Raw genomic sequence first — 24287 nt, 5'->3', positions numbered from 1 at the left:
TTCCTACCATTTCTTCTGATGAACTCACAGCTATTGTAGACGCAGAGTCCTCAGTGGAAGAAAGTTCTTCTCCCGAAGAAAAAGACGAATCTGTTGAAGAAATAGAACAGTCTATTGAGGTTCAAAAGCCAGAAACCCCAGAAACTGAAATTCAAGAAATTCAAGAAACAGAAATAAAGGATGATCCTATTGTAATAGAAGAACAACCTCAGGATTCCGAAACTAAAGAAGAAATAAGCGAGGTTGCTGATCAAACGCAAAATGAACCAGCAGAAGATATCGAATTAGCCATCAGCATTGATACTGATTCTGATAAGTCGACCGAAGAAACTGAGGAAGAGCTTGACCAAATCGATAAGGAAATTCAGGAGCTCAAATTGACACCTGGAAGTTCTAAGACAGGTAAGAAATTTAGATTGGGTGTTCTCAAGAGAGGAACAAAATTCACTAAAGATAAGGTTAAAAAAACAGGCACCAAAACAGCAACAAAGAAAACTGAGACAAAATCGAAAGCTGCTGAGGAGGTAAAAGAAACCAAGCCCACATCTAAAAAAACCGCAGTAAAAAGCACGACTAAATCAAAGTCTGCGAAAAAAGAAACCACGAAAAGCACGACTTCTAAAACCACCAAGAAAACCAGTGCATCAAAGACTGAAAAGAAAGAAGTAAAAGCAACTGCTACAAGCAAGAAAGCTTCATCAACTAAGAAAGCCTCTGCGGTAAAAAAGACGACAGCGACAAAAAAGAAAGAGGCCGAAAAGAAACAAGTAGCCAAAAAGACAGCGGCAAAAACTACCGCCGCTAAAAAGGACACCAGCTCAAAAGCTGAGTCTAAAACTAAAAAGGAGCCAACAAAGAAAGTACCCGCTAAAAAGACTGCTCCAAAATTTAGGATGTCTGCAACGTTAGGTTCTAAAACAAAGAAGAAAACAACTGCAAAAAAATCCACAAAAAAAGACGACGATTCTTCGTCAGAAAAAAAAAAACCTAAAGAAGTAGGTGGGTCTGGTAAAAAAGCCAGAAAGAGCGTTGAAGACCAATCTAATATCATTGATTCATTCATAGAGTTGAATCCCACCATTCAAGTTTCAAAGGATAAAAAACAGGATGATGGCCCTGTTGAGGATCTTGCAGCACGCTACGACTCCTTTCCTGATCACTTGATTACAGAAAATTTAGCAACTATTCTCGTTAGTCAAGGCAAGGTCGAAAAGGCCATTGACATCTATCAAAAATTAATTTTGAAAAATCCTCAAAAAAAGGCTTACTTTGCGTCTCAAATTGAAAAATTAAATAAGAAATAGATGTTTACTACGATTGTTGTATTGATAGTTTTTGTGGCAGTAGTGCTAGTATTAGTTGTTTTAGCCCAAAACTCAAAGGGTGGTGGATTGACTAGCCAGTTTGGCGGATCAGGTACTTCTCAATTGATGGGAGTAAAGAAAACTGGTGATTTGTTAGAAAAACTAACTTGGGGATTGGCTATTGCTTTAATTTCCTTAACCCTTTCTACGAAATTCTTAATCACTGAATCAAGAGCAGGTGAAGAGTTTGCAAGCCCAAACATAGAAAGCGCACAAGAAAAAACAATCGCTCCTAACTTAGATTTGGATGCTGAAGGAGGTGATGCAGAAGGTCTGGACGAAGTATTAGAAGTAGAAGATACTGACAGCGAAGAGTAGTCTTCAGCACATTATGAAAATGTTGAAGTCCTGAACCTAAAGTTCAGGACTTTTTTTGTGCTCATTTTTGAAGCAATCTTGTCAGAGAAAATGCACCACTCCCCCACTCTTGTCACTTTTCCTGCTAGTTTGACCGACTTTTTGACAGGTCGATGATTTGGCATAAGAAATGCTAATAAGGAGAAAGAAATTTCTTTATTTATAGAATCAAATAAAATTTATAAGAACATGTCAAAAGTAAGCTTTAAACCAAACGAAGATAGAATTTTGGTTGAACCTGCTGCTGCAGAAGAAAAGACAGCTTCTGGTATCATCATTCCTGATACTGCCAAAGAAAAACCACAAGAAGGTGTAGTTGTTGCTGTTGGTGAAGGTACCTCTGATAAACCTGTAACAGTAAAAGTTGGAGACAAAGTGCTTTACGGCAAGTATTCTGGCACTGAGTTGTCATTGGATGGTGCTGAGTACCTCATCATGCGCAATTCTGATGTATTCGGAACACTATAATTTCAATTAACCTATTTTCAATTAGAATATTAAAGATCATTTAAAATGGCAAAAGACATAGTATTTAATACCGACGCAAGAGAAGGCCTTAAAAAAGGCGTTGATCAATTGGCGGACGCAGTAAAAGTGACTTTAGGTCCAAAAGGAAGAAACGTAATCCTTGATAAGAAATTTGGTGCACCTTCTATTACAAAAGATGGGGTTTCTGTAGCCAAAGAAATTGAACTGAGTGAGCCAATCGAAAATATGGGAGCTCAATTGGTAAAAGAAGTTGCTTCTAAGACTGCAGACGATGCCGGTGACGGAACTACAACTGCTACTGTTCTAACTCAGGCAATCTTCGCTAACGGAATCAAAAACGTAGCTGCTGGTGCCAACCCAATGGACATCAAAAGAGGTATCGACAAAGCAGTATCAGCTGTTGTTGAAAACTTGAAAAAGCAGTCTAAAGAAATCAAAGACTCTAGCGAAGTAGCTCAGGTAGCTACCGTATCTGCCAACAACAATGCTGAAGTTGGAAAGATGATCGCTGACGCGATGGATAAGGTAGGCAAAGATGGTGTAATCACTGTAGAAGAAGCAAAAGGTACTGAGACTGAAGTGAAAACTGTAGAAGGAATGCAGTTCGACAGAGGTTACCTTTCTCCATACTTTGTGACCAACACAGAGAAAATGGAAGCAGAAATGGAAAATCCTTACATCTTGATCTACGACAAGAAGATCTCTACGATGAAAGAATTACTTCCTGTATTGGAAGCTACAGCTCAAACCGGAAAACCTTTGGTAATCATCTCTGAAGATGTAGATGGTGAAGCTTTGGCTACTTTGGTAGTAAACAAAATCAGAGGTTCTCTGAAAATCGCAGCGGTGAAAGCTCCTGGTTTCGGAGACAGAAGAAAAGCTATGTTGGAAGACATCGCGATCTTGACTGGTGGAACTGTAATTTCTGAAGAAAGAGGTTACAAATTGGAAAATGCTACTTTGGAGTACTTAGGTACAGCTGACAAAGTAAACATTGACAAAGACAACACTGTAATCGTAAATGGTGCTGGCAAGAAAGAAGATATCGATGCTAGAGTAAACAACATCAAGCAGCAAATCGACAATACAACTTCTGACTATGACAAAGAGAAGTTGCAAGAAAGATTAGCCAAGCTTTCTGGTGGAGTAGCTATCCTATATATCGGAGCAGCTACTGAGGTAGAAATGAAAGAAAAGAAGGATTTGGTTGACGATGCTTTGCACGCAACTAGAGCTGCCGTACAAGAAGGTATCGTAGCTGGTGGTGGCGTAGCCCTTATCAGAGCCGTACAATCTTTGGAAGGTTTGACGCTTGACAACGACGATCAGAACACTGGTGTTGCTATCGTGAAATCTGCGATCGAAGCTCCGCTCAGAACTATCGTAGCTAATGCTGGTGGAGAAGGTTCTGTAGTGGTGAACAACGTGAAAGATGGTAAGAAAGACTACGGATACAACGCCGCAAATGACACCTACGGGTCAATGTTTGAAGCTGGTATCATCGATCCTACTAAAGTGACTCGTTTGGCACTAGAAAATGCAGCTTCAATCGCTTCATTGCTATTAACTACTGAAGCGGCAGTATCTGATCAGCCTGAGCCAGAAGGTGCAACTCCAGCTATGCCTCCTATGGGCGGCGGCGGAATGCCAGGCATGATGTAATCATGAAGCCATAGTCGACAGACTATTTTATCATAAATAAGCCATCTCGGCCCCGATAGCTATCTGGGTGGGATGGCTTTTTCATGTTATAATTTTTATATCTATATACATAATATATCCTATCTTCCTCCTATACAGTTTAATTCTCAACTATTAAAGTCCCATACGATGTCATTCATCAAATGATTAGTTTTTTTTGCCTTCAAAATTTCAAAGACTTCATTGAAGTTTACCAATTGAATTTACATCTTTGTGCCCATTCATTTAGAAAAAACACACCATGGAAATTAAAGCTAAACTGCTAGAGAAATACGAAACCGCTACCTTCGGAGCTAGTGGCTTCAAGAAGAGAGAATTTGTTGTTGAATTTGCTGAAAATCCGCAGTATCCGGAGTTTATCAAATTCGAATTGATACAAGACAAATGTGAACAATTGGATGCTTTCAATATCGGGCAGGAAATGAATATAGCTTTTAACCTTAAAGGTCGAAAATGGACTAATCCAAAAGGAGAAGTTGTTTACTTTAATTCTTTGCAAGCATGGAGAATTAGTGCTGCCAATGATGTGAGTGCTGCTCCGGCTCAAGGCCAAACAGACGAAGCAGGTGCTAACCTTACGGAGCCAGAATGGCTAAACTCAGACAACAGCGGAGAAGCTGATGATTTACCTTTTTGAAAATAAAAAATCTAAAAAGGGCTCTTTGGTTTAAATCAAAGAGCCTTTTTTGTTTCTATTCTACACGAATTTGATTTACAGGATTCATTCTAGCTGTAGTAACTACTTTATATCCAATTGATATAGCAGCTGATAAAAGTATGGTAACAATTGAGAAAACGTAGTTTATAAAATCAATTTCAATATGATAGGCATAGATAATATTCAATAGCATATTAATGAAATAAGTACCCATAATCAGCCCCGTTACAATCGATACGATCATCATCCACCCGAGCTCTTTGAGCAACAGATTAATCACATGACCAAACGATGCACCTAAAGTCTTTCTAATTCCTATTTCTTTTATTCTACGTTGGATAGTGAGAGAAATCAAGGCATACAGACCTAGTATAGAAATCAAAATAGAAACTATCGCAATAAAGACATTAATTCTTATCATGATCAAATTGGTTTTGTTTTCACTTTCAAAAACTTTCTCCTGATAAAACCCTTCATATAGCTGATCTGGAAAGATACTGTACCAAATTTCCTCCAGTCGATCCTGATCTTCACTTATGATAGTTCTCTCGGATTTTACTACCAAATACTGGCTGAGCGAATCAGGTGCAAAAAAGAATATGGTTGGTTTTATCTTATTGGTCAGCATGATATTTTGAAGATTAAAATCTTGAGTTACTCCCTGGACTCTGTATTTTTTATCGCGGACTGTTATCCAACTACCCATCATATCCTCGCCTAGTTGTTTGTTAAACATTTGATTCACTATGACTGTATGTTCATTAGAAGATCGATTATCTTGAAAATCATCCCCTTCAACAAACTCCACTCCCAAAGTGCTTAAATATTTGGCTCCAACGCTGAGTTCTCCAATCCTGTGTTCTACACCTTCATGCATAAAGGCTACTTCTTGATTTGAAAAACCAACCAGCTGATCTGTACCAACAACAACGTCGAATCCTGTTGTTTGCGATACTTCATTTTTCAGCTGTACAAATTGATTGGATAGAACTGGAACATTGATGAATTTTCTCACTTCATATCCTCGGTCCAACGATTCTTGGTAGTAGGCATTTTCTACAAAAACTCCTAAAGCGAAAAGGTTATACACACAAATCGAAAACTGAATAGTCAGCAATGCTTTAGTGAATAGGCTATTCCCTTTGAATTTGGCCTTATTTTTCAGGATATCTAATGAGCGAAACTTACTTATATAAAAGGCTGGATACGCTCCAGAAATCAAAATGGTTAACACACATATCCCAACTGAAAACACAATATATGGCTGAAGGTAAGCCGGTTGAAATTCTACCAATTCAAAACTAAACATGGCATTATATGGATCAATAAGTGCTTTACTTATAAATAATGAGATTATAAAAGCAGCAATCACTTGAAGCGCACTTTCAGCCATAAACTGAATAATGATATCCTTGCGTCTACCTCCAATGACCTTTCGCATACTTATTTCTTTCAGCCTTTTTCCCGAATTAGCAATCGACGTATTGAAAAAATTGAAACACGCCAAAAGCAGAATGGCAAGTGCTGAACTGATGGTACCTATGACTGATGCCGGATGCAACACTCCACCAAACCCTCCACCTTTTAATTCTTTTTCAAAATGAGCCCAATCAGCTAAGCGGTCTAATCGATAGGTCGTAAGTGTCAACCCTGGGTTCGATTTATTCTGAGCAGATAGATACTCATTCATAGCTTTTCTTAGTGTTTGCAAATTCTCAGTTTCCGTTTTCACGAAGGTTCCACTAATCCAGGAATTCCAATCGTTGGAAGCAATATGCTCAGCATCCAAATAATGGGATATAGGAAGCAGTATGGCAAACTTGAAGCTTGTGTTTTCATTAGGCACTGGAATGACGGCTTTGACTTGAAAAGTCCGCTCCATGCCATTGGCGAATAGCACAGACAATATTTCATTCTCAATATCAGTGGCACCATACAACCTCAACGCAACTTCATCAGTAAGTATCACTTCATCTCTTCCTAATTGAATTGGTTTTTTATCCAATCTGAAGATTTCCAAAAATACAGGGTCAATAAAACCCACGGACTCTTTGAACAACCTATCATCCAATCTTACACTTACACTTGCACTATGATATCTTGCAATATTCAATTCAGGAAATTGGATCTGAAGGTTTTCCTTCAATGCAACTGGACTGATTCCTACATCTTTAGACGAGGAAGGCGATAGTTGTTCTGCATTTATCTTGTAAATCGAATTATACGATAAGAAACTATGGTTATAAGTCTCATTGTACATATAGTTGAAAAATGCAATCGTGCAAAGAGCAAATGCCATAGCCAAACTGAGCAAATTGATGAGCACATAGAACTTCTGCTTTTTCAGCGTTCGAATAGAAGTGAGTAAATAATTCTTCCACATAATTCTGAGTTTTACATCAAAATTGTGAGCATAAGACTAAGGATTCGTCCGATTCGATAAATTCGGACTTATTGAAAGCATTGTTTACGAAATTGTGAGGGCGTAATACCTTCGGATTTTTTAAACAGGTGATTGAAAGTGGATTTAGAGTTGAAACCACAATCAAAGGCCAGTCCAAGTAAAGAAAGATTGTCAGCTTCTCCACCCTTCACTCTTTCCTTAAATTCCTCAATTCTAAATTGATTTACATATTCATAGAAATTACCGGAAGTATTTTTATTGATCAACTCTGACAACTGATGCTTAGTTATTCCCAAAAATTCCGAAACCTGATTTGCACTCAGTGTTGGATTTCTATACAGTTTTTCTGATCGCATTTTGTTGTTGAGTTCATGAACTAATTCATCCGATGCCAAATGACTCAGGTTTGAATGACGATATTTCTCTTTGCTTTCTTGACGACTGAAACTCCCATCTTGAGTACCTATGAAAATATTTGATTGTTTGACACCAAAATAACCAATCACAAAAACGTTTGTAATAATAAGTGTAGATATGATTTTGAATGAAGTAATAATATCTACTATATCCATGTCTCCTGCAATAATGATCAAAAAGGAAATCCAAAAGCCAATAAACTCAATGACTATCCAGTACTTCATCCAGTTGAGTGTCTTTTCCTTTAAACTGGAAAACTCATTCACAATAATTGATTGATGTAGGAGAATTTTTATCAAACACAAAATGGGGTAAATAAAAGCCGAAAACGCCATGATCAAAGACCAGTGTTTCACATGAAATGGTATTTGACCTTTCACATTAATATACCCATTAGACACCTTGATTACATGATTATCGCTGGGCAACCAATAAAACCACCACATGGAAAGTACCATCATTATAAATGGAACAAAATGAATGAGCTGCTTAAACCAAGAAAACCTTTCTCCTTGCACCAAAGATGATACATAGATAAAAAGTAATGGAGAAAGCAAAAAAGGAATCAGGCTCATCGCGATTAAAACCGGCACCCACTGATCAGTCCTTCCTTCGAAGTTTAAATGATAAAAAAAAAGTAGAATGGCGTTTAGCACTAACCAAGTCAATAAAATGAAATCAAAAGTTCCTTTCTTTTTCTTTTGAATTAAAAGAAAGGAAAGAAACAAAGCCAGTCCAATTCCAATGAAATTTATAGCGCTCATTTATTGATCGATTACTCCGAGATTTAGGTCTTTGGTTTATTCAAACCTAGATGATAATTATCCTAAGTAGAATGGTTTATTCGAATTCTTCAAAACCATATCATCAATAGAGAACCTCACATTTTAACTAAAAATTCACAAAAATGTATTTATCTATCTGATTATCAAAATAATACATTCAATATGTCAATTGAAAGCACCATCCATCTCATTGAAAAACATTACAAAAATCAACCTATACCACAGTTTTGTTAATTCATAATGAGTATATTTCATAAATGATAATGATGCTACAGATGGAGCATTCAGTATCTTTGCAACCAAATGCTATCGGATAATGGAGGAGAATTTTAAAAAACGAAACGAGGAGAAAGAACTTATAAAAAAGTATGAATCGTTTCGTGAGAATAAAGAGGCCTTTTATTTTACTTCAGATGAATACGAGTCTATCATCCAAACTTACCTTGACAACAATAAGTATCGAAAGGCACTAAAAGCCACAAACCTTGCCATAGAACAGTATCCATATGCGATCGAGTTTATGGTATTGAAAGCTCAGGTTTATTCAAACCTCCAAGAATACGGTATAGCCATAGATATCCTAGAAAAAGCTGGAAACCTCCACCCTGGCGATTCTGATATTTTTCTAATTAAAGGGAACATACAAATCCTAAATGGTGATATCAATGATGCATTGGCAAGTTTCGATCGAGCACTAGAGCAATCTGATGACAAAGATGAGATATTCTACAGTATAGGGCTTGCCTATCAAAACCGAGGAGACTACAAAGAAGCAATTACCTACTTCAAGCAATCTCTAGAGGAGAATTTGAACAATGAAAACGCATTATATGAACTCGCCTATTGTCTAGATGTAACCGGAGAGTTAGAAACTAGCATTTCCTACTATAAAGAGTTTATTGACAAGGATCCGTATTCAGAATACGCTTGGTTCAATTTGGGCATAGTTTACAATAAGCTAGAAAAATATGAAGAGTCAATCAATGCTTATGAGTATTGTCTGGCGATAGATGAAAAATACAGCTCTGCATATTTCAACATGGGTAATTCCCTCATGATGTTGAAAAAATATGAACAGGGTCTAAATGCGTTCAAGACTACATTAGAGTTAGAAGGTCCTACTCCTGAAATATATTTCAGCATTGGTTCGGTTTATGAACAAATGGAACAATTTGACCTGGCCATACGATACTATAGAAAATCAACTAAACTGGATCAATTTTACGATGAGGCGTGGTATTGTACCGGCATATGTTTAGGACAACAAAACAAATGGTACGAGGCAGTTCACTTTTTCAATAAAGCGCTCAAACTAAGTGTAGAAAATGCAGATTATTGGATGGCATTGGCCGAAGCTGAATACAAAGTAGGCAATGTAGTATCCAGTATAGATGCCTACGACGAAGTGAGTCAGTTAGACCCTGGTAATGTAGAGGTATGGAAAAAATGGTCGATGATCTATCATGAACAAGGTGACCACGAACAAGCCATGAATATCATTCATGACGGACTGGAAGAACTTCCAGATGAAGCCTCTCTATTCTATCAAGCTGTAATCTATTTGATTGAAAAAGGTCAATATAAGTTGGCTTTCACTTACTTGGAAAAAGGACTGTTTTTGGACTATGATGGTCATACCGTTCTGTATGACCACTTCCCAAAACTAGAAACCCAAAAGGCACTGTACAAAATCATCCAGCAGTACAAATAAGACATTAGTCACTTACCCCAAATCATTCGTAAAAAGCCTTTGCAAATAAGGCTATAATCAATTTATTTGCAGGTTGAAAAATAAGACCAGCTATATTTCCGATTTGAATACTTAGAATGAATTACACCCTTAATAATATACCTGAAAGAACGGTCAAACCACGTGAAAAAGGATTCACCATGGTCATGGACAAAGGTTTAAGCGTCCGTCAGGCAGAAGACATGTTAGAAACCTGTGGGGATTCTATCGATATAATAAAACTAGGATGGGCTACTTCGTACGTCACCAACAACCTACAAAAAAAATTAGACTTCTATAAGTCTGAAGGTATACCAGTCTATTTGGGTGGAACGCTGTTCGAAGCATTCATCATAAGAGACCAATTTGACGATTACCGAAGGGTTCTTGAAAAGTATGACATCAAGCATGCTGAGGTTTCCGATGGCTCTATCACTTTGGATCACACCAAAAAATGTGAATACATCAGTACATTGGCCAAAGAAGTTACTGTCCTTTCTGAAGTAGGCTCAAAAGATGCTGCTGAAATAATTCCTCCATATCAATGGATTGAATTAATGCAAAAAGAATTAGATGCTGGTGCATGGAAAGTAATCGGAGAAGCTCGTGAAGGCGGAAATGTAGGCCTTTTCAGATCAGACGGAGAAGTAAGGTCTGGACTGGTTCAGGAGATTCTAACGAAAATTCCAATGGAAAAAGTGATCTGGGAAGCGCCTCAAAAATCTCAACAGGTTTACTTCATCAAACTATTGGGATCAAACGTAAACCTTGGCAATATCGCCCCGAACGAAGTAATTCCATTAGAAACGCTTCGACTGGGACTTAGAGGAGATACTTTCGATTACTTCCTCAATGGTGACGCCAAGCTTTAATATAGCAAAACCACCTTATGCGTTCGTTTAAAGATTATTGCTTGTTATTCCTTAAAGGAATTGGCATGGGTAGTGCTGATGTAGTTCCTGGAGTTTCCGGTGGTACTATTGCTTTTATTACTGGTATCTACGAAGAACTTCTCAACTCTATCAATTCGTTTGATCCAGAGGCGTTTAAACTTTTGTTCTCATTCAAACTCAAAGAATTTTGGAGTAAAGTCAATGGATCTTTTCTATTGCCACTGGTATCCGGCATATTACTAAGTGCCGTTTCACTCGCAAAAATCATCACTTTCCTTCTGGACAAGCATCCTATCCAAATTTGGTCATTTTTCTTTGGGTTAATTATTATCTCGTCCATATCCGTAGCCAAGGAGATTACAAAATGGAACTTCATCACGGCCCTTTCATGTATTAGTGGCATAGTCATCGCCTATGTGATTACGGTAGTTACTCCTTCCACTACCCCGAACGAACTATGGTTTGTATTTATTAGTGGCGCAGTAGCTATTTGTGCCATGATACTACCTGGAATTTCTGGAAGTTTCATCTTACTGATATTAGGGAAATATGCTTACATCATGTCTGCCCTCAAAAACCTTGACACAGCTGTAATTGCTGTATTTGGGAGTGGTTGTATTGTTGGCCTATTTACCTTTTCCAGATTGATTGCCTGGTTTTTAAAAAAATTTCACAACTACGCCATCGCTTTATTGGCTGGCTTTATGATTGGCTCGTTGAATAAAATTTGGCCCTGGAAAAAAGCAGAACTTTTCAGGTTTAATTCGAACGGTGAGCAAGAACCAATCTTTGAAAGAAACCTACTTCCTACAGACTACATGGCCGAAACAGGTCAATCGCCTTTGATCATACAAGCCATACTCTTTATGGCACTTGGTTTTATGATGGTTGTGATTATGGAGAAAATTGCTTTTGCCATAAAAAAAGCAAATGAAAAAAAACAATCATGAGGCAATTCGGACTTATCGGAAAAACCTTAAAACACTCATTTTCCAAAAAATACTTTACGGATAAATTTGATAATGAAGGAATAGAAGACAGCAACTATAAGCTATTCGAGTTGGCTGAAATTTCGGAAATTCAAAACCTTATCGATCACTTTTCGGATTCACTAGCTGGCCTGAACGTAACTATTCCATACAAAAAAGAGGTCATGGCCTTTTTAGATGAATTGGATCCTAAGGCTGAAGCCATCGGTGCTGTCAACACGATCAAAGTACTAGCGGAAGGAAAACTTAAGGGGTATAACACAGATTATCTAGGTTTCATTAACTCTCTGCAAGAAGGCTGGAATCTTGAGGGTAAGAAGGCACTAGTATTGGGAACTGGAGGCGCTTCCGAAGCGATCAAAAAAGCACTTACAGATTTGAAGATTCCTTTTCAATCTGTTTCGAGAAAAAAATCCGATCAATCAATTAGTTATGAGGATCTAAATGCTAAGAATTGGGTAGAGACACATCAGTTGATAATTAACACCACACCGCTAGGCACCTACCCTGAAGTAGCAACAAAGCCTGCTCTACCTTATAACCAACTTTCAGATCAACATCTTCTGTTTGATTTAGTTTATAACCCTGAGGTCACAGCTTTCTTGCAAGAAGGGTTAAATAAAGGAGCACAAATCAAAAATGGCCATCAAATGTTGATCGGTCAGGCCGAAGCTTCTTGGAAAATTTGGAATGATTAGTCATCTTTCCTCGCCAGTTCACGTATCTCCTATCTCTACATAACACTATCATGCTATCACTTCCTAAAAATGTTTGGGTACTTACCCTAGGATTGGCCCTCATGATGTCTGCCAGTTCATTGGTAGTATTTGTTGGTGGCCTGGTTGGCACTACCCTGGCTCCCTCTCCCAACCTGGCTACCTTACCAGTTGCAGCTATTATCATCGGTACCGCTCTAGCTACAGTACCAGTGGCTCTGTTGATGAGAAAGTGGGGTAGAAAAAAGACGTTCCTTACTATCATTACATTTTCGATATTCATTTCTTTATTAGCAGCCTATAGCATCCATGTGCAATCCTTTTATTTATTCTGTCTCAGCCTGGGCCTAATCGGTATTTCTGTTGCCTCCTTGAATCAATTTCGGTTTGCGGCCATGGAAAGTGTAAAACCTGACAGGATTCCAGATGCCGCTTCCACGGTACTTTTAGGAGGTATTGCTGCTGCATTCATTGGGCCTGAAATTGCCGTCAATGGAAAGGACATTCTAGAGCAACCGTTCGCCGGTTCATTTTTATTTTTAGCAGTCTTATTTGTTTTAGGGTTTGTCATTATTTCTTTTTTTGAAAATGTAAAACCTACAAAAGAAGAAAACACAGTACCGGGAAGGCGGTTAAGTGAGATCATCAAACAACCTATTTTTTGGACGGCTGTACTTTGTGCCATGATGGGCTATGCAGTGATGAGTTTTATCATGACAGCTACACCTGTCAGTATGCACGTCATGGATGGTCACTCCTTAGCAGACACTAAATGGGTCATACAAAGTCATATCGTCGCCATGTTTTTACCAAGCTTAGTGACTGCATGGATTATCAAAAAGATTGGAATCAAAACTATGATGCTCACTGGTATTGCAGCCTTTGCAATTTGCATAGGCATAGCCTACTCTGGGCATCATGTGGGTCATTACTGGGGTTCTTTAGTGCTGTTAGGCATTGGGTGGAACTTCCTCTTTATTGGAGGAACAACACTCCTACCACAGGCCTATGCCAACAACGAACGATTCAAAGTTCAAGCATTGAATGAGTTTATGATTTTTGGAACGCAAGCTACGGCAGCATTATCTGCCGGTTTTGTTGTTCATGCCCTGGGTTGGGAAAGTATGCTTCTTACTACTATTCCACTGCTTATCATTCCTCTACTAGCCATTATAAGAAGTAAATAGCTAATCCTGCTTTAAAATGCCCTGTCTGTCCCTGTTTACAGATAGTTGTGTGATGTCTGGCCGAGAGTAGTGACCGGCTACATCGAAATTCTGTCGTTCTTCTAATACCCAGTTAAAATCCAGGGTAGCTGTAATTAGTTTTTCTTCATGCAACACAGGAGGAACTACCCATTCTCCATCAGGACCCGCAATACAAGAAGCTCCATTGGCCATGACATCAGGCGCATTCTTTATGATCTCCTCATAATGTGGAATACCTTCATGAATATCAGTTTTTTTTCATCAAACCAGAAGCGGAAATCACAAATGACCTTCCTTCCTTAGCTATGAATTTAGTAATATCAAAAGTATTCTTTTCATTCCCTGGCCAAACCGCAACGTGCAAATTTTCGCCTTGACCATACAATGCGGTTCTTGAGAGTGGCATCCAGTTCTCCCAACAGTTCAATCCACCAACTGTGAACTCCTTTAAAGAATGAACCTGCAATCCATGCCCATCACCAGGTGCCCAGGAAAGTCGCTCTTCATAAGTAGGCTGTAGTTTCCTGTGGACGGACTGAATACTTCCTTCCTGATTGATGTATACCAATGAGCAATATAAACTGTGCCCTCCTCTATTGGCTGCTCTTTCTATGGTACCTAAATAGATAGATAACTCATTGCTCTTAGCCATTTCACAAAGTACTTCCAAGTCACCTTTTTCTATTTCGACAGCATGACGAATGTAATGGGCATGTAGCTCTTTTTGCGCCTTAGAATTAAACTTTGCTCCATCTGTGAGTTCAATCCAAAACGGATAACCAGGTAACAGTGCTTCTCCAAAGACCACCAATTCGCAAGACTCCTTTGCTGCGGCTTCAACAGACGCATAGATTTTATCCAATGTTCCTTTTTTGTCCAACCAAACTGGTGCAATCTGCGCAATACCAACTTTTAATAAATTTATACCACTCATCATATTTACATCTTTTTACTCTGCTGGAACTCCAACAAAAATGACTAAAAGGCAAAGCACAAAAACAACAAAAAATAGTAAGAGCTTTAACCAATATTTGTTTTTAAAAGCCATTTGAATGGCTGACAAACACTGAATACTATAGAAGATCGCAAAAGCTTTTGATGCCAATGCAATTATTTGAAATATATCAAAAAGCCACGTGAGCCCTAGCCCTAAAAGACAAATTAAGAAAATTCCTATTTTACTTTTCACAAAACCATTCGTCACTTCTACTGTTAGTCCAGAACCGCCATTTGTATCCGCAACAGCCGCGCTAAATTGAGCCGCTAGAGCCGCAATGATCAACAGAATAGGAAGCCATGAGGCTATTACTCTACTTTGATCAATAATGGCTGTTTCGGATGCTTCTCCAGACGAAGGGCCTATATAGTTGACTAGCGAAAAGCCTATGTATAGAACATAAATCATTGTGGGATATCCACTGAGGCCCATTTCATAGATTTTATTCTAGTTTTTTGATCATACTTTTCTCCTAAAAACCTAGAAGTTTCGAACCCTTGAACTGTAATAATCAAACCAACCAAAATAGCAAAGCTGTTCCATGTAAACGTTAAATGAGGCTCTTTCAATACCCATTCACCACTTGCAGCTAATTCCCCATTATATATCATTAGGCCAAAGAGTAAACCTCCAATAATAGACAGCTTTATTCTCACACTTACTTTTTCTAGTTTTTCCAAAAAGTCTAACCCCTTTGACAAACCAAAAAACCCGATAAAAGCAATAACAATCGTTGAAACAATCTTTTGCTCAAATATTATCCGTACGATCAAATGCTTTAATAAAAAACGCACCAAATAAAATTCAAGTAATAAGTAATGGATACCACGTAAGCTAATACCAATGAAATGTCACCCAATTTCTCTGTGACTTTAATACCTCTTGCAGTATTTGGGGATTGCAATTCGTCTTCTACATACTGAATATTGAATCGAATAACATAACCTATGAGATAGGCTGCAACACATAAAAAAAACATTCCCCAAAGCGCATTTGTTCCAAGAGAATTTTGCAACAATGGTCCCAAAATCAAAAAACCACTACCAATGATGGAAGCCAAAGGAGTAAGTGTAGCCAACCAAATATCTGATTTCGTCCAGCCCGGAATAAACAAAAGCAGTATTACACCGATTGACACAAAAGTGATCAGTAAGTTTTCAATCATATATTCATGGTTCTACAACAATTCTCAAAATAATTAGAAATACAGAAAGAACTACTGATCAGCGCCACTTTTGATTTGTTCATCCGTATAGACTAGTCGATATTTACGCTTATGGATTTCAAACTCACTTCAGAATACGTTCCAACAGGTGATCAACCTCAAGCCATTGCCGAGTTATCCGAAGGACTTAACAACGGAGAACCATCACAAGTGCTTTTAGGAGTTACCGGTTCCGGTAAAACCTTTACGATGGCGAACGTAATTGCTAAAACCAATCGCCCGGCACTTGTTCTTTGTCATAACAAAACATTGGCTGCACAGCTCTATGGTGAGTTAAAACAGTTTTTTCCAGAAAATGCCGTGGAATATTTCATCAGCTATTATGACTATTACCAACCGGAAGCTTTTCTCCCCACTACAGGCTTGTACATTGAAAAAGATCTAAGTATTAATGAGGAAATTGAAAAACTTCGTTTAGCCGCCACTTCTTCCCTTTTAACTGGCAGACGAGATGTAATCGTTGTAGCCTCCGTTTCCTGCATTTATGGTATAGGCAATCCAGAAGAGTTTGGCAAAAACCTTGTGACTTTGGAAGTAGGGCAGCAGATTTCGAGAAACCAATTACTTTTCAAGTTTGTAGATATTTTATACAGTAGAACTGAAGCCGATTTCAAACGTGGAAACTTTAGAGTGAAAGGAGACACCGTTGACATTTTCATTGCATATGGTGACTTTGCATACCGTATCATTTTCTGGGGAGATGAAATTGAAACTATTCAGCGCATTGAACCCCTAACAGGAAAAAAATTGTCAGATGAAAAAATTGTCACCATCTTCCCAGCCAACCTATTTGTGACAGGTAAAGATCTACTCCACCAAGCCATCAATCAGATTCAGGATGACATGGTGAAACAGGTACAATATTTTGAAGAAGAAAGAAGGTTTCTTGAGGCCAAGAGACTAAAAGAACGCACCGAATTTGATATTGAAATGATGCGTGAATTGGGATACTGCTCCGGGGTTGAAAACTACTCCCGCTATTTTGATCAACGTCAGCAAGGCGCACGTCCCTTCTGTTTGTTAGACTACTTCCCTGATGATTTCTTGATGATCATTGACGAAAGTCATGTCACTCTACCTCAGGTAAGAGCCATGTGGGGTGGTGATCGCGCCAGGAAAGTAAATCTGGTAGATCATGGCTTTAGACTACCATCGGCCATGGACAACCGACCATTGACGTTTGATGAGTTTGAAGGCATGGTCGGCCAAAGTGTTTATGTAAGTGCAACTCCTGGAGATTATGAACTCAGAAAATCCGAAGGTGTAGTTGTGGAACAAGTCATTCGACCGACCGGTCTCCTGGATCCTATTATAGAAGTACGACCAAGTCTAAATCAGATTGATGATTTGATGGATGAAATAGATGAGCGGGTCCGACTAGAAGAAAGAGTACTGGTCACTACACTGACCAAACGAATGGCTGAAGAACTCTCCAAATACTTGATAAATGCTGGCGTAAAGACAAGATACATTCACTCTGAAGTGGATACATTGGACCGGGTAGAAATACTTAGAGAACTGAGGTTAGGTGTCTTTGATGTGTTAGTTGGAGTAAACTTATTGAGAGAGGGACTGGACTTACCTGAAGTATCATTGGTGGCTATTATCGATGCGGACAAAGAGGGATTCCTAAGAAACGAAAGATCTTTAGTTCAAACTATAGGGAGAGCCGCGCGAAACGAACGTGGTATGGTGATCATGTATGCAGACAAAATAACAGGTTCCATGCAGGTAGCCATAGACGAAACCAATCGAAGGCGAGGTATTCAGATCGCCTACAATGAAAAGCATGGCATTACACCTACCACAGTCAAAAAATCAAAAGAAGCTATCATGGAGCAAACCTCTGTGGCTGACTCTAAGAAAGCGACCCGACCTAAACCCTATATTGAATCTGAAACGGCAGATATTGCAGCTGACCCAGTGGTAGCTTACATGGATAAAGAAGGCATAGAAAAGATGATAGAGAAGACGAAAAAATCTATGGAGAAGGCAGCAAAGGATCTCGACTTTATGGAAGCCGCCAGATTGCGAGATGAAATGCTCGCACTTGAGAAACTAAAGACTGAAAAGTAATAATCTACTACAAAATCAAAAACTCCACAATCAACTTCAATCCAAGAATTGTCAGGATCAATCCGATGCCTATTCGTAAATACCTTTTAAACTTTTCATTCAAGTATTTATTCAACTTTTGTGCATAATATGCCTTGAGCACATCTGTTACCCATACCATATTCAATACTCCGGCAAAGAACAATAGCTCACTAGAATTGTCATTAAATTCAGTGATGGCGTAATTGGATATTGCTGCCCAAAAACCCCAAATGATAGGGTTAATAGCATTGAGCATGATGGCCTGTGTAAACAAACCAAACTTCTGTAAATGAGTGGATGATGGTGCTGTTGGTTTTTGTTCTTTTTCCTTTTTGAATATAAAGACCAGCCCAAACAGGATTAGCAAAAGCCCACCACCTATCGATAATTCTGCTGGCGGTTCACTCCCATCTGAAATCTGACTCAAACCCAGCCAGGTCAATAAGATAATAGAAGTATCAGTCAGAGCTACGCCGACTATAAAATAGATGGCTTTTTTAAATCCATGATCAATGGCATTCTGAACCAATGTGAGAAAAACAGGGCCAGTAGAAAGCGCAGGCACCAAACCCGCCGACAGGCCAATCAAGTATGCAATCAAAGTTTATAACGTTTGCTTATCATTGACCAATTTAACACTAACTATTGAACTATAGCGCTCAACTCGGCTTCAGATTTTTTGAATAGGCACATCCTTTGAAATTTACCAGCCACTTGTGTTGACCCCAATATAGCTAATCCATTGTCAGCAGTAACTCGTATGGCTCCTAGCTGATATGGACTAGAAAACCCCAAATAGTCGACTCCAACATAGGCGCCAGTGTTGTCATAAAAATGAAGCACAATCTGTTGACTTTTGGCAGTTGTAGCAATCAATGTGTAAACAGAACTATTGAGTTCTAAAGATGTAATTTTCACTTTTCCATCCACTACCCACTCCAACATTGGGTGGCTGTTTATATCGTTAGCTGAAGTGGTTCCTGAAGTATTCAAAGTAGCCATACTGGAAGCAAATTGATCTCCATAGTTGAACCTAGACAACGCGAAATTATCACCGTTCAAAGGAAGCAATGCACTGATACCCCCTTGATCCTGTTGTCCTTGTACGACACCTCGTGGTGAATTGTCACTAAGATCTGTAAAAAGCAAGGACAACGTATAATTGTAAAATCCATTGGCATAATACGTACCATTTTCCATTCTTCCAGCGAAAAATGGTAGCTCTCTTCCTGTCCGAGTAAAATGGTCAATGATTGGCTCTTCCACTTCCTGTCCGGCTCCAATACCAAAAGCACTTTGTTGAAGGATAGTACCATCTACATTCACTACAGAAACTTCGGTAGTCCTGTCCACTGAATTGTAACTCAACAGAACGAACTGGTCATCTCCATCATTTTTCGCAAACATAGGATAGGTAACACCAATCCCGATGGTGCTCACTACACGAGCTGAATCATCTACGTGATTCAAGTAAGCTTGAAGACTAACAGCATCCATACTTACGAAATAATGCTGACCACCAAGCATTAGAAACTCTCCAACTGGGTGAACATTATTGTCACGCATATATGTATTTCTAATAAAGTGTCCATTTTCATCCGTACTTGCTATATAGGTGCCCAAAAAATCAGTATCATCTCTTCTATAATTACCCAGTAACAAATAACCGTTTTCACTGGTCTGAGCAACATCCACTGGACCAATAGCATGGTCGAATTGATGACTGTCATATATTCTCAAAAAAGAGTCGGCCGGATTTACATCCTTATTATCTCTTATGTCGCAGGATGAAACTGCCCATACGACAGCCACACCCAAAAACAGATTAATTAATTGTCTTTTCATAAGAGATTAAAAATCAGAATTAAAACTTTTACTAATAAAACGCATCGGAAAAAAAACACCAACATTCATGGTGATGTTGTCTATGGTAAGATCATCCATCGCATCACCAGATGCAGCCAGTCGATTTTCAGAATACCTATTTGATGCGCTTGCAATATTGTTCAACCCATATCGGTAATTAATGTCTAAAGAGAGTCGAATATTACCAGGGTCATAGTGAACACCGACCCCAGCCATAATACCAAAGGACGATTCAATGAAAACATCCTTGGCTCCAACGATAATAGCTGGTGGCCGATAGGGTTGAACGGCTCCTGCAGCCATGTCATTATTTTCGATCTTTACTTCCTTATTTGCATCAAGTAACCGGCTATAATAAGCACCTATCTGTACAAATGGCCTTACCTTTTCTTGGAGAATATCATACTTGAACATCAAGGGTAAGTCAATGTAATTCAGATGATTTTTCTGTTCGTAATTGAGTATCACCATGTCATCCGGACGGCTCGCAGATTCATAAGTATAAGAATTGCGGTAAATAAAATTGTACGTCGCATAATTCGGGAAGAAAGCCACAGAAAAACCACGATGATAAAACACAAACTCTAATCCGACTTGTGATCCTAGCGTTTTAAAATTGTCGTAATCTTTCTCTAATTCTTCATCCAAAAAATCAAGACCTTCAAAAGTTGAATAGCGATGTGAAGGATTTGCTTTTGTCAAATTAGGTCCTCCCTTCAATCCAATCCAAAACTGTGTTTGTAAAAACTGTTTGAGAGGATTGGGTGGTTTTTTAGGTTGTCCTTTTCGCTGTGCCATGCCATCGAAGGCAAATAGCAAACAAAAAAGTAATAACAATCGAAATAAGCGATTCATAAGTTTAGTTCTTAACAATTAGTTTTTTTGAGTCTTTTAGTAATCCGGCGTCAATGCGATATATGTAGGTTCCCGGCTTGAGCTGTGAAACATCCAGCATTACCTCATGCTCTCCGATGGTCTTTTGTTCCTGTAAAATATGCTTTATGAGTTTACCTTTGTTATCATACAGTCGAAGACTGACCTGAGCTGGGCTATTGAGGTAAAATCCAATCTTTGTTTCATTTATTGCTGGATTAGGGTAGCACTCTTTTAAATGGAAACGATGCGTAATGAAATCTTCTACTCCATCAATCACAGATTTAGATACTTCTACCTTTTCTACAGCTTCACCGTCATCATTCGTTCCATCTATGTAGTTATTGAAGAAGATATCATTGGTTATCACGTTCTTATCTACCTGCATCCAGTCTTCTAAAATACTGGCATAGATCTGACGATAATCGTACTGCATGCCTACATTGTTTGCAGTCATGTCTGGGTTTGTTCCATAGACCCCAGCATTAGCTCCTTTGCCAAAAATGAACATCGGACCACCCGTACCATGATCGGTTCCATAACTTCCATTTGACCCAATTCTTCTACCAAATTCCGACATAGTTACCGTAAGCACTCGATCTTCGATGCCTCTGGCTCTCAAATCATCCTGAAAAGACTTCATAGCTGACGAGATGTGATAAAGCAGAGACGCATGATTACCCATGGTGGGATCGTAAGATTCTACCTGATCGGCATGTGTATCGAAGCCTCCCACTTTAACGAGAAACACCTTGGTTTTGGCACCTAACCCAGGCCCTCCTCCATCTAACAATCTTGCTACCAATTGTAACTGTGGTGTGAGTCTATTTCTTTTTGCACCATCTGGTGCATTGTATGGATATACTTCTGGATAAGTGACTGATGTCGCTGTCGCATTATTGTAAATTTCTAATAGCCTGGCTGCATAGTCTTCTGACTTATCCTCTAACCCCAGTATCCAATTCATTTCTTTATAGTAGGGAGAATCTAGCAAGTATTCTGGTGGACGACCTCTAGGGTCAGTCCCCTGATCAATAAACCCGTCCAGGTTTTCTATCAAATTAGCAAAACCTTGGGGATTACCTCCTAGTGAAATTGAAGAAGGAATATTTCCTTGCTGATGAAAAACCAGAGAAACATCACTTCCCAGTTCAATTGCCAATGGGTCTGGCATGCTTTCATTCGGAAAATCATCAGGGTAAACTTGGGGAGCATATTGGCTCTGTAGGTAGCGTCCCACCCAGCCTGAAGAATAAAAGTCGTCTACGCCACCACCCATGTTCCAAATATCTCTTCCACGGAAGTGGGACCCATTGTTATTCTTATAGGACACGCCTTGTACAATGGCCATTCGGCCACGATCATACAGGTCTTTCACTCCTTGCATGTCAGGATGCAACCCGATTTGATCTTCTAAGGCTAGGGTACTATCCAGCGGAATGTATCTTCGAGCACCATTATTTGCAGGAATTGCTATGTTAGCTCGGCGGTTGTAGTATTGATCATATTGATCCACTGGAATAATTGTATTCACTCCATCATTACCTCCCGAAAGTTGAAGAATGACAATAACTCTGTCATTAGTGCTACTTGCCGCCATTTGCTGGAAATAACTGTTTTTGGCAATGAGGTTAATGGGTACACCACTGATGGCAAAAGGTACTCCAGCAGCTAATGGGATTTTCTTTAGGAATTTTCTTCTTTTCATTACGCTGGGGTTAAGAGAGTTGGTATTCTGGTGATTGTAAGATGGCGTTGAAAAGATTCTTCAATTGTGTTTCAACCACCTCTCCGTCTTCTAAATTAGTCCATCTAAAATTCCAAGACCCTTCAGGATCGGAGTCAATCTGCGGAGAGTATAGAAAGGCCATTAAAAAATAGTTCAAACGTTCAGCAGTGATTTCAGATGAGTCATCACCAGCCGCATCAAAGGTCAAATTATCATTCATTGGAAGGAAATATCTACACAATTCAATGATCAAGTCATTCGCATCAGCGGCTACTGCCGAAAAGTTGTCCTTTACAAACTGAACCACATCCACACCTACATGGCCAGGATCGTCTGCATTCATATTGTCAACTAATTGCTGAGCAAATTGATAACGCTCTGCCAAGTAATTAGTAGAAATCCAGCTTCTATTAAAAATGGGAAACTGATGATAGGCTGCATAGCCAGCTACTTCAGCTGGTTCATAATACACCATCCCATGACTGTTCATAGACTGCTGGATATTACCCATGAATATGTAGTAATTCTCCAAGTCGGTTGTATAATCCGGAATAGTGACTTCCAGCATTTTCAGTGCACCTAATGTAAGGTCCAAAGGAGATTTAATGATAGAACCAAAATGGTCATTATCAGTCCCTGCTCCATCCTCATAAAAATGCTCGCTCTGGAACAAATCCATCAGTACTGGTTGTAACTTATAACCACTATTAATAAAAGTCTGTGTTAGGTTGTCGATGATATCATCATCCAAGGCTTGATCTATGTCATAGTAAACATAGAATCGGTAAATTTTTCTGCAAATATTTCGTGCAGCTTCTTCAGATACTCCGTAGATCATTTCTACCAGTTGATCTATCTCATCTAATGCACTTTCTTCTGTAGGCGAGCCTCCTTGAAGTAAATCTGGATTGGGAATAACTGTAGCATCATTGAATCGGTAACTGAATTGCTTGGTAGAATTATCATGAGAAGAAGCGATGGTTCCTCCACGAACCACTCCACGGGGCAACTCCGTATCTTCATCAATATTACTGAAAGTATCATCAATATTGAATCCGGAAAATACCAGAGCCGCTGCTTGTACATCTTGTTCGGTATAATTAAAATAATCACCTGGGGCAGGCAAAGCGGACAGAGACCCTTCTAACCCTCTGCCAATTGAGAATAGCTCTAAAAACTCACGTCCAAAATTTTCATTTGGGCTCCCTAATACATTAGTATCACCATCTAGAAAACGCAACATGGCATTCTCTACACAAACCTTTTTTGATAAAGTCTTAAAATTGAATTCTGGATCACCATTATCATCGAAACTAAATTTTCTAAACAACGCATTTTGGTAATAGATCGACGTACTATTAGCTACTTTAGATTCTATCGTCGTGAAAATGGTATGTAATAAAAAAGTAATTTTTTCACGATTAGCGTACGACAAAGCCTGATCATCTGATACTCCTAAGGCAAGTAGCTGTCCAAAGTGCCATGATTTTAAAAAACCATTCAACCCTCTATCACTTGTGTTGGCGTCTGTCCTTGGCGTAGTAATCCACTCCTCGCCTGTAGCAGGATCTATCGGTAGTTCAGGATCTGGTAGTCCATCCGTGATGAACAACAAGTCCATCGCTTCACTGGCGGTCAAAGCCGCCACCTGATCAATTTGTGCTTTAGTCGCTCCGAAGGTAGCTCTTCTGAGCAAATGTGCGGCTCGCTTTCTTCCAAGCGTTCCAGCCAAAGCGGTTAGTGGCATAGCGGGTTATTTATAGTTTCAAAGTAGGCCAAATGCCTAATAC

Annotated in this window: 23 protein-coding genes; 11 read left to right on the top strand and 12 right to left on the bottom strand. The window is 39.0% G+C overall.

Annotated features, from left to right (window positions below; genetic code table 11):
- Positions 1-53 precede the first annotated feature (53 nt).
- From ACOQO5_RS08545 to ACOQO5_RS08525, 5 genes are all read left to right on the top strand, one after another.
- Entirely contained in the window at positions 54-1304 is a 1251-nt protein-coding gene (locus tag ACOQO5_RS08545; RefSeq protein ID WP_420581273.1) for a hypothetical protein, read from the top strand.
- Positions 1305-1682, top strand: a complete 378-nt coding sequence (secG, locus tag ACOQO5_RS08540) for a preprotein translocase subunit SecG (RefSeq protein ID WP_420581272.1) — start codon at positions 1305-1307, stop codon at positions 1680-1682.
- A gap of 228 nt (positions 1683-1910) precedes the next feature.
- A complete protein-coding gene (locus tag ACOQO5_RS08535; RefSeq protein ID WP_420581271.1) occupies positions 1911-2189 on the top strand; it encodes a co-chaperone GroES in 279 nt (92 codons plus the stop codon).
- Positions 2190-2234: 45 nt separating this feature from the next.
- Complete coding sequence (gene groL, locus ACOQO5_RS08530; protein ID WP_420581270.1) at positions 2235-3872, top strand: chaperonin GroEL; 1638 nt, start codon at positions 2235-2237, stop codon at positions 3870-3872.
- A gap of 280 nt (positions 3873-4152) precedes the next feature.
- On the top strand, positions 4153-4548 hold the full coding sequence (locus tag ACOQO5_RS08525; protein ID WP_420581269.1) for a DUF3127 domain-containing protein: 396 nt from the start codon (positions 4153-4155) through the stop codon (positions 4546-4548).
- Positions 4549-4603: 55 nt separating this feature from the next.
- Here ACOQO5_RS08525 and ACOQO5_RS08520 read toward each other — a convergent pair whose 3' ends face one another.
- Together ACOQO5_RS08520 and ACOQO5_RS08515 are read right to left on the bottom strand one after the other, a co-directional pair.
- Positions 4604-6952: an FtsX-like permease family protein gene (locus tag ACOQO5_RS08520; protein ID WP_420581268.1), complete on the bottom strand. Its 2349-nt coding sequence runs from the start codon at positions 6950-6952 to the stop codon at positions 4604-4606.
- Positions 6953-7020: 68 nt separating this feature from the next.
- Positions 7021-8154, bottom strand: coding sequence for a helix-turn-helix domain-containing protein (locus ACOQO5_RS08515; protein ID WP_420581267.1), 1134 nt, complete (start codon positions 8152-8154; stop codon positions 7021-7023).
- A gap of 337 nt (positions 8155-8491) precedes the next feature.
- Between ACOQO5_RS08515 and ACOQO5_RS08510 the strand changes: the two genes are divergently transcribed.
- The 5 genes from ACOQO5_RS08510 to ACOQO5_RS08490 all read left to right on the top strand — a co-directional run bounded on the left by ACOQO5_RS08510 (position 8492) and on the right by ACOQO5_RS08490 (position 13689).
- Complete coding sequence (locus ACOQO5_RS08510; RefSeq protein ID WP_420581266.1) at positions 8492-9886, top strand: tetratricopeptide repeat protein; 1395 nt, start codon at positions 8492-8494, stop codon at positions 9884-9886.
- Positions 9887-10002: 116 nt separating this feature from the next.
- Positions 10003-10776, top strand: coding sequence for a phosphosulfolactate synthase (locus tag ACOQO5_RS08505; RefSeq protein WP_420581265.1), 774 nt, complete (start codon positions 10003-10005; stop codon positions 10774-10776).
- A 17-nt stretch (positions 10777-10793) separates the two neighbouring features.
- Positions 10794-11747 carry a DUF368 domain-containing protein gene (locus ACOQO5_RS08500; protein WP_420581264.1) on the top strand — a complete coding sequence of 318 codons (954 nt, stop codon included), beginning with the start codon at positions 10794-10796 and terminating at the stop codon, positions 11745-11747.
- Positions 11744-12484 carry a shikimate dehydrogenase family protein gene (locus ACOQO5_RS08495; RefSeq protein ID WP_420581263.1) on the top strand — a complete coding sequence of 247 codons (741 nt, stop codon included), beginning with the start codon at positions 11744-11746 and terminating at the stop codon, positions 12482-12484. The genes ACOQO5_RS08500 and ACOQO5_RS08495 overlap by 4 nt, the downstream gene beginning before the upstream one ends.
- A 50-nt stretch (positions 12485-12534) precedes the next feature.
- The gene (locus ACOQO5_RS08490; protein ID WP_420581262.1) at positions 12535-13689 is read left to right on the top strand and encodes an MFS transporter; all 1155 of its coding nucleotides are present in this window, start codon (positions 12535-12537) and stop codon (positions 13687-13689) included.
- On the opposite strand, the gene ACOQO5_RS08485 is transcribed toward ACOQO5_RS08490, so the two are convergent.
- From ACOQO5_RS08485 to ACOQO5_RS08465, 5 genes are read right to left on the bottom strand one after another with little or no spacing between them, the layout of a single operon-like run.
- On the bottom strand, positions 13690-13902 hold the full coding sequence (locus ACOQO5_RS08485; protein ID WP_420581261.1) for a hypothetical protein: 213 nt from the start codon (positions 13900-13902) through the stop codon (positions 13690-13692).
- A gap of 55 nt (positions 13903-13957) precedes the next feature.
- Positions 13958-14647, bottom strand: coding sequence for a nitrilase-related carbon-nitrogen hydrolase (locus tag ACOQO5_RS08480; RefSeq protein WP_420581260.1), 690 nt, complete (start codon positions 14645-14647; stop codon positions 13958-13960).
- 12 nt (positions 14648-14659) lie between these two features.
- On the bottom strand, positions 14660-15139 hold the full coding sequence (locus ACOQO5_RS08475; RefSeq protein ID WP_420581259.1) for a hypothetical protein: 480 nt from the start codon (positions 15137-15139) through the stop codon (positions 14660-14662).
- The gene (locus ACOQO5_RS08470) at positions 15112-15501 is read right to left on the bottom strand and encodes a hypothetical protein (RefSeq protein WP_420581258.1); all 390 of its coding nucleotides are present in this window, start codon (positions 15499-15501) and stop codon (positions 15112-15114) included. The genes ACOQO5_RS08475 and ACOQO5_RS08470 overlap by 28 nt, the downstream gene beginning before the upstream one ends.
- Entirely contained in the window at positions 15486-15872 is a 387-nt protein-coding gene (locus ACOQO5_RS08465; RefSeq protein ID WP_420581257.1) for a hypothetical protein, read from the bottom strand. Before ACOQO5_RS08465 ends, ACOQO5_RS08470 begins: the two co-directional genes overlap by 16 nt.
- Before the next feature lie 111 nt (positions 15873-15983).
- Here ACOQO5_RS08465 and uvrB point away from each other — a divergent pair, with 111 nt between their 5' ends.
- On the top strand, positions 15984-18008 hold the full coding sequence (uvrB, locus tag ACOQO5_RS08460) for an excinuclease ABC subunit UvrB (protein ID WP_420581256.1): 2025 nt from the start codon (positions 15984-15986) through the stop codon (positions 18006-18008).
- A 7-nt stretch (positions 18009-18015) separates the two neighbouring features.
- On the opposite strand, the gene ACOQO5_RS08455 is transcribed toward uvrB, so the two are convergent.
- The 5 genes from ACOQO5_RS08455 to ACOQO5_RS08435 are packed head-to-tail and all read right to left on the bottom strand — an operon-like array spanning position 18016 to position 24244.
- The gene (locus ACOQO5_RS08455; protein ID WP_420581255.1) at positions 18016-18630 is read right to left on the bottom strand and encodes a LysE family translocator; all 615 of its coding nucleotides are present in this window, start codon (positions 18628-18630) and stop codon (positions 18016-18018) included.
- Positions 18631-18671: 41 nt separating this feature from the next.
- On the bottom strand, positions 18672-19874 hold the full coding sequence (locus ACOQO5_RS08450) for a hypothetical protein (RefSeq protein WP_420581254.1): 1203 nt from the start codon (positions 19872-19874) through the stop codon (positions 18672-18674).
- Positions 19875-19880: 6 nt separating this feature from the next.
- Entirely contained in the window at positions 19881-20750 is an 870-nt protein-coding gene (locus ACOQO5_RS08445) for an outer membrane beta-barrel protein (RefSeq protein ID WP_420581253.1), read from the bottom strand.
- A gap of 4 nt (positions 20751-20754) precedes the next feature.
- A complete protein-coding gene (locus ACOQO5_RS08440; RefSeq protein ID WP_420581252.1) occupies positions 20755-22476 on the bottom strand; it encodes a DUF1501 domain-containing protein in 1722 nt (573 codons plus the stop codon).
- A 10-nt stretch (positions 22477-22486) separates the two neighbouring features.
- Positions 22487-24244, bottom strand: coding sequence for a DUF1800 domain-containing protein (locus ACOQO5_RS08435; protein WP_420581251.1), 1758 nt, complete (start codon positions 24242-24244; stop codon positions 22487-22489).
- Positions 24245-24287: the final 43 nt, after the last annotated feature.

The organism is Reichenbachiella sp. (genome assembly GCF_965223055.1).
Classification (GTDB): Bacteria; Bacteroidota; Bacteroidia; order Cytophagales; family Cyclobacteriaceae; genus Reichenbachiella.
The sequence above is the reverse complement of the archived record's forward strand: the minus strand, read 5'-3'. Positions and strand labels throughout refer to the sequence as shown.

What these genes read in the sequence shown, in the direction of transcription:
- ACOQO5_RS08505 (WP_420581265.1), top strand. Translation starts at nt 10,003, where the DNA reads ATGAATTACACCCTTAATAATATACCTGAAAGAACGGTCAAACCACGT.
- ACOQO5_RS08525 (WP_420581269.1), top strand. Translation starts at nt 4,153, where the DNA reads ATGGAAATTAAAGCTAAACTGCTAGAGAAATACGAAACCGCTACCTTC.
- ACOQO5_RS08435 (WP_420581251.1), bottom strand. Translation starts at nt 24,244, where the DNA reads ATGCCACTAACCGCTTTGGCTGGAACGCTTGGAAGAAAGCGAGCCGCA.
- ACOQO5_RS08520 (WP_420581268.1), bottom strand. Translation starts at nt 6,952, where the DNA reads ATGTGGAAGAATTATTTACTCACTTCTATTCGAACGCTGAAAAAGCAG.
- ACOQO5_RS08515 (WP_420581267.1), bottom strand. Translation starts at nt 8,154, where the DNA reads ATGAGCGCTATAAATTTCATTGGAATTGGACTGGCTTTGTTTCTTTCC.
- groL (WP_420581270.1), top strand. Translation starts at nt 2,235, where the DNA reads ATGGCAAAAGACATAGTATTTAATACCGACGCAAGAGAAGGCCTTAAA.
- ACOQO5_RS08445 (WP_420581253.1), bottom strand. Translation starts at nt 20,750, where the DNA reads ATGAATCGCTTATTTCGATTGTTATTACTTTTTTGTTTGCTATTTGCC.
- ACOQO5_RS08480 (WP_420581260.1), bottom strand. Translation starts at nt 14,647, where the DNA reads ATGATGAGTGGTATAAATTTATTAAAAGTTGGTATTGCGCAGATTGCA.
- ACOQO5_RS08475 (WP_420581259.1), bottom strand. Translation starts at nt 15,139, where the DNA reads ATGGGCCTCAGTGGATATCCCACAATGATTTATGTTCTATACATAGGC.
- ACOQO5_RS08500 (WP_420581264.1), top strand. Translation starts at nt 10,794, where the DNA reads ATGCGTTCGTTTAAAGATTATTGCTTGTTATTCCTTAAAGGAATTGGC.
- ACOQO5_RS08440 (WP_420581252.1), bottom strand. Translation starts at nt 22,476, where the DNA reads ATGAAAAGAAGAAAATTCCTAAAGAAAATCCCATTAGCTGCTGGAGTA.
- secG (WP_420581272.1), top strand. Translation starts at nt 1,305, where the DNA reads ATGTTTACTACGATTGTTGTATTGATAGTTTTTGTGGCAGTAGTGCTA.
- ACOQO5_RS08495 (WP_420581263.1), top strand. Translation starts at nt 11,744, where the DNA reads ATGAGGCAATTCGGACTTATCGGAAAAACCTTAAAACACTCATTTTCC.
- ACOQO5_RS08535 (WP_420581271.1), top strand. Translation starts at nt 1,911, where the DNA reads ATGTCAAAAGTAAGCTTTAAACCAAACGAAGATAGAATTTTGGTTGAA.
- ACOQO5_RS08490 (WP_420581262.1), top strand. Translation starts at nt 12,535, where the DNA reads ATGCTATCACTTCCTAAAAATGTTTGGGTACTTACCCTAGGATTGGCC.
- ACOQO5_RS08450 (WP_420581254.1), bottom strand. Translation starts at nt 19,874, where the DNA reads ATGAAAAGACAATTAATTAATCTGTTTTTGGGTGTGGCTGTCGTATGG.
- ACOQO5_RS08465 (WP_420581257.1), bottom strand. Translation starts at nt 15,872, where the DNA reads ATGATTGAAAACTTACTGATCACTTTTGTGTCAATCGGTGTAATACTG.
- uvrB (WP_420581256.1), top strand. Translation starts at nt 15,984, where the DNA reads ATGGATTTCAAACTCACTTCAGAATACGTTCCAACAGGTGATCAACCT.
- ACOQO5_RS08485 (WP_420581261.1), bottom strand. Translation starts at nt 13,902, where the DNA reads ATGGCCAATGGAGCTTCTTGTATTGCGGGTCCTGATGGAGAATGGGTA.
- ACOQO5_RS08510 (WP_420581266.1), top strand. Translation starts at nt 8,492, where the DNA reads ATGGAGGAGAATTTTAAAAAACGAAACGAGGAGAAAGAACTTATAAAA.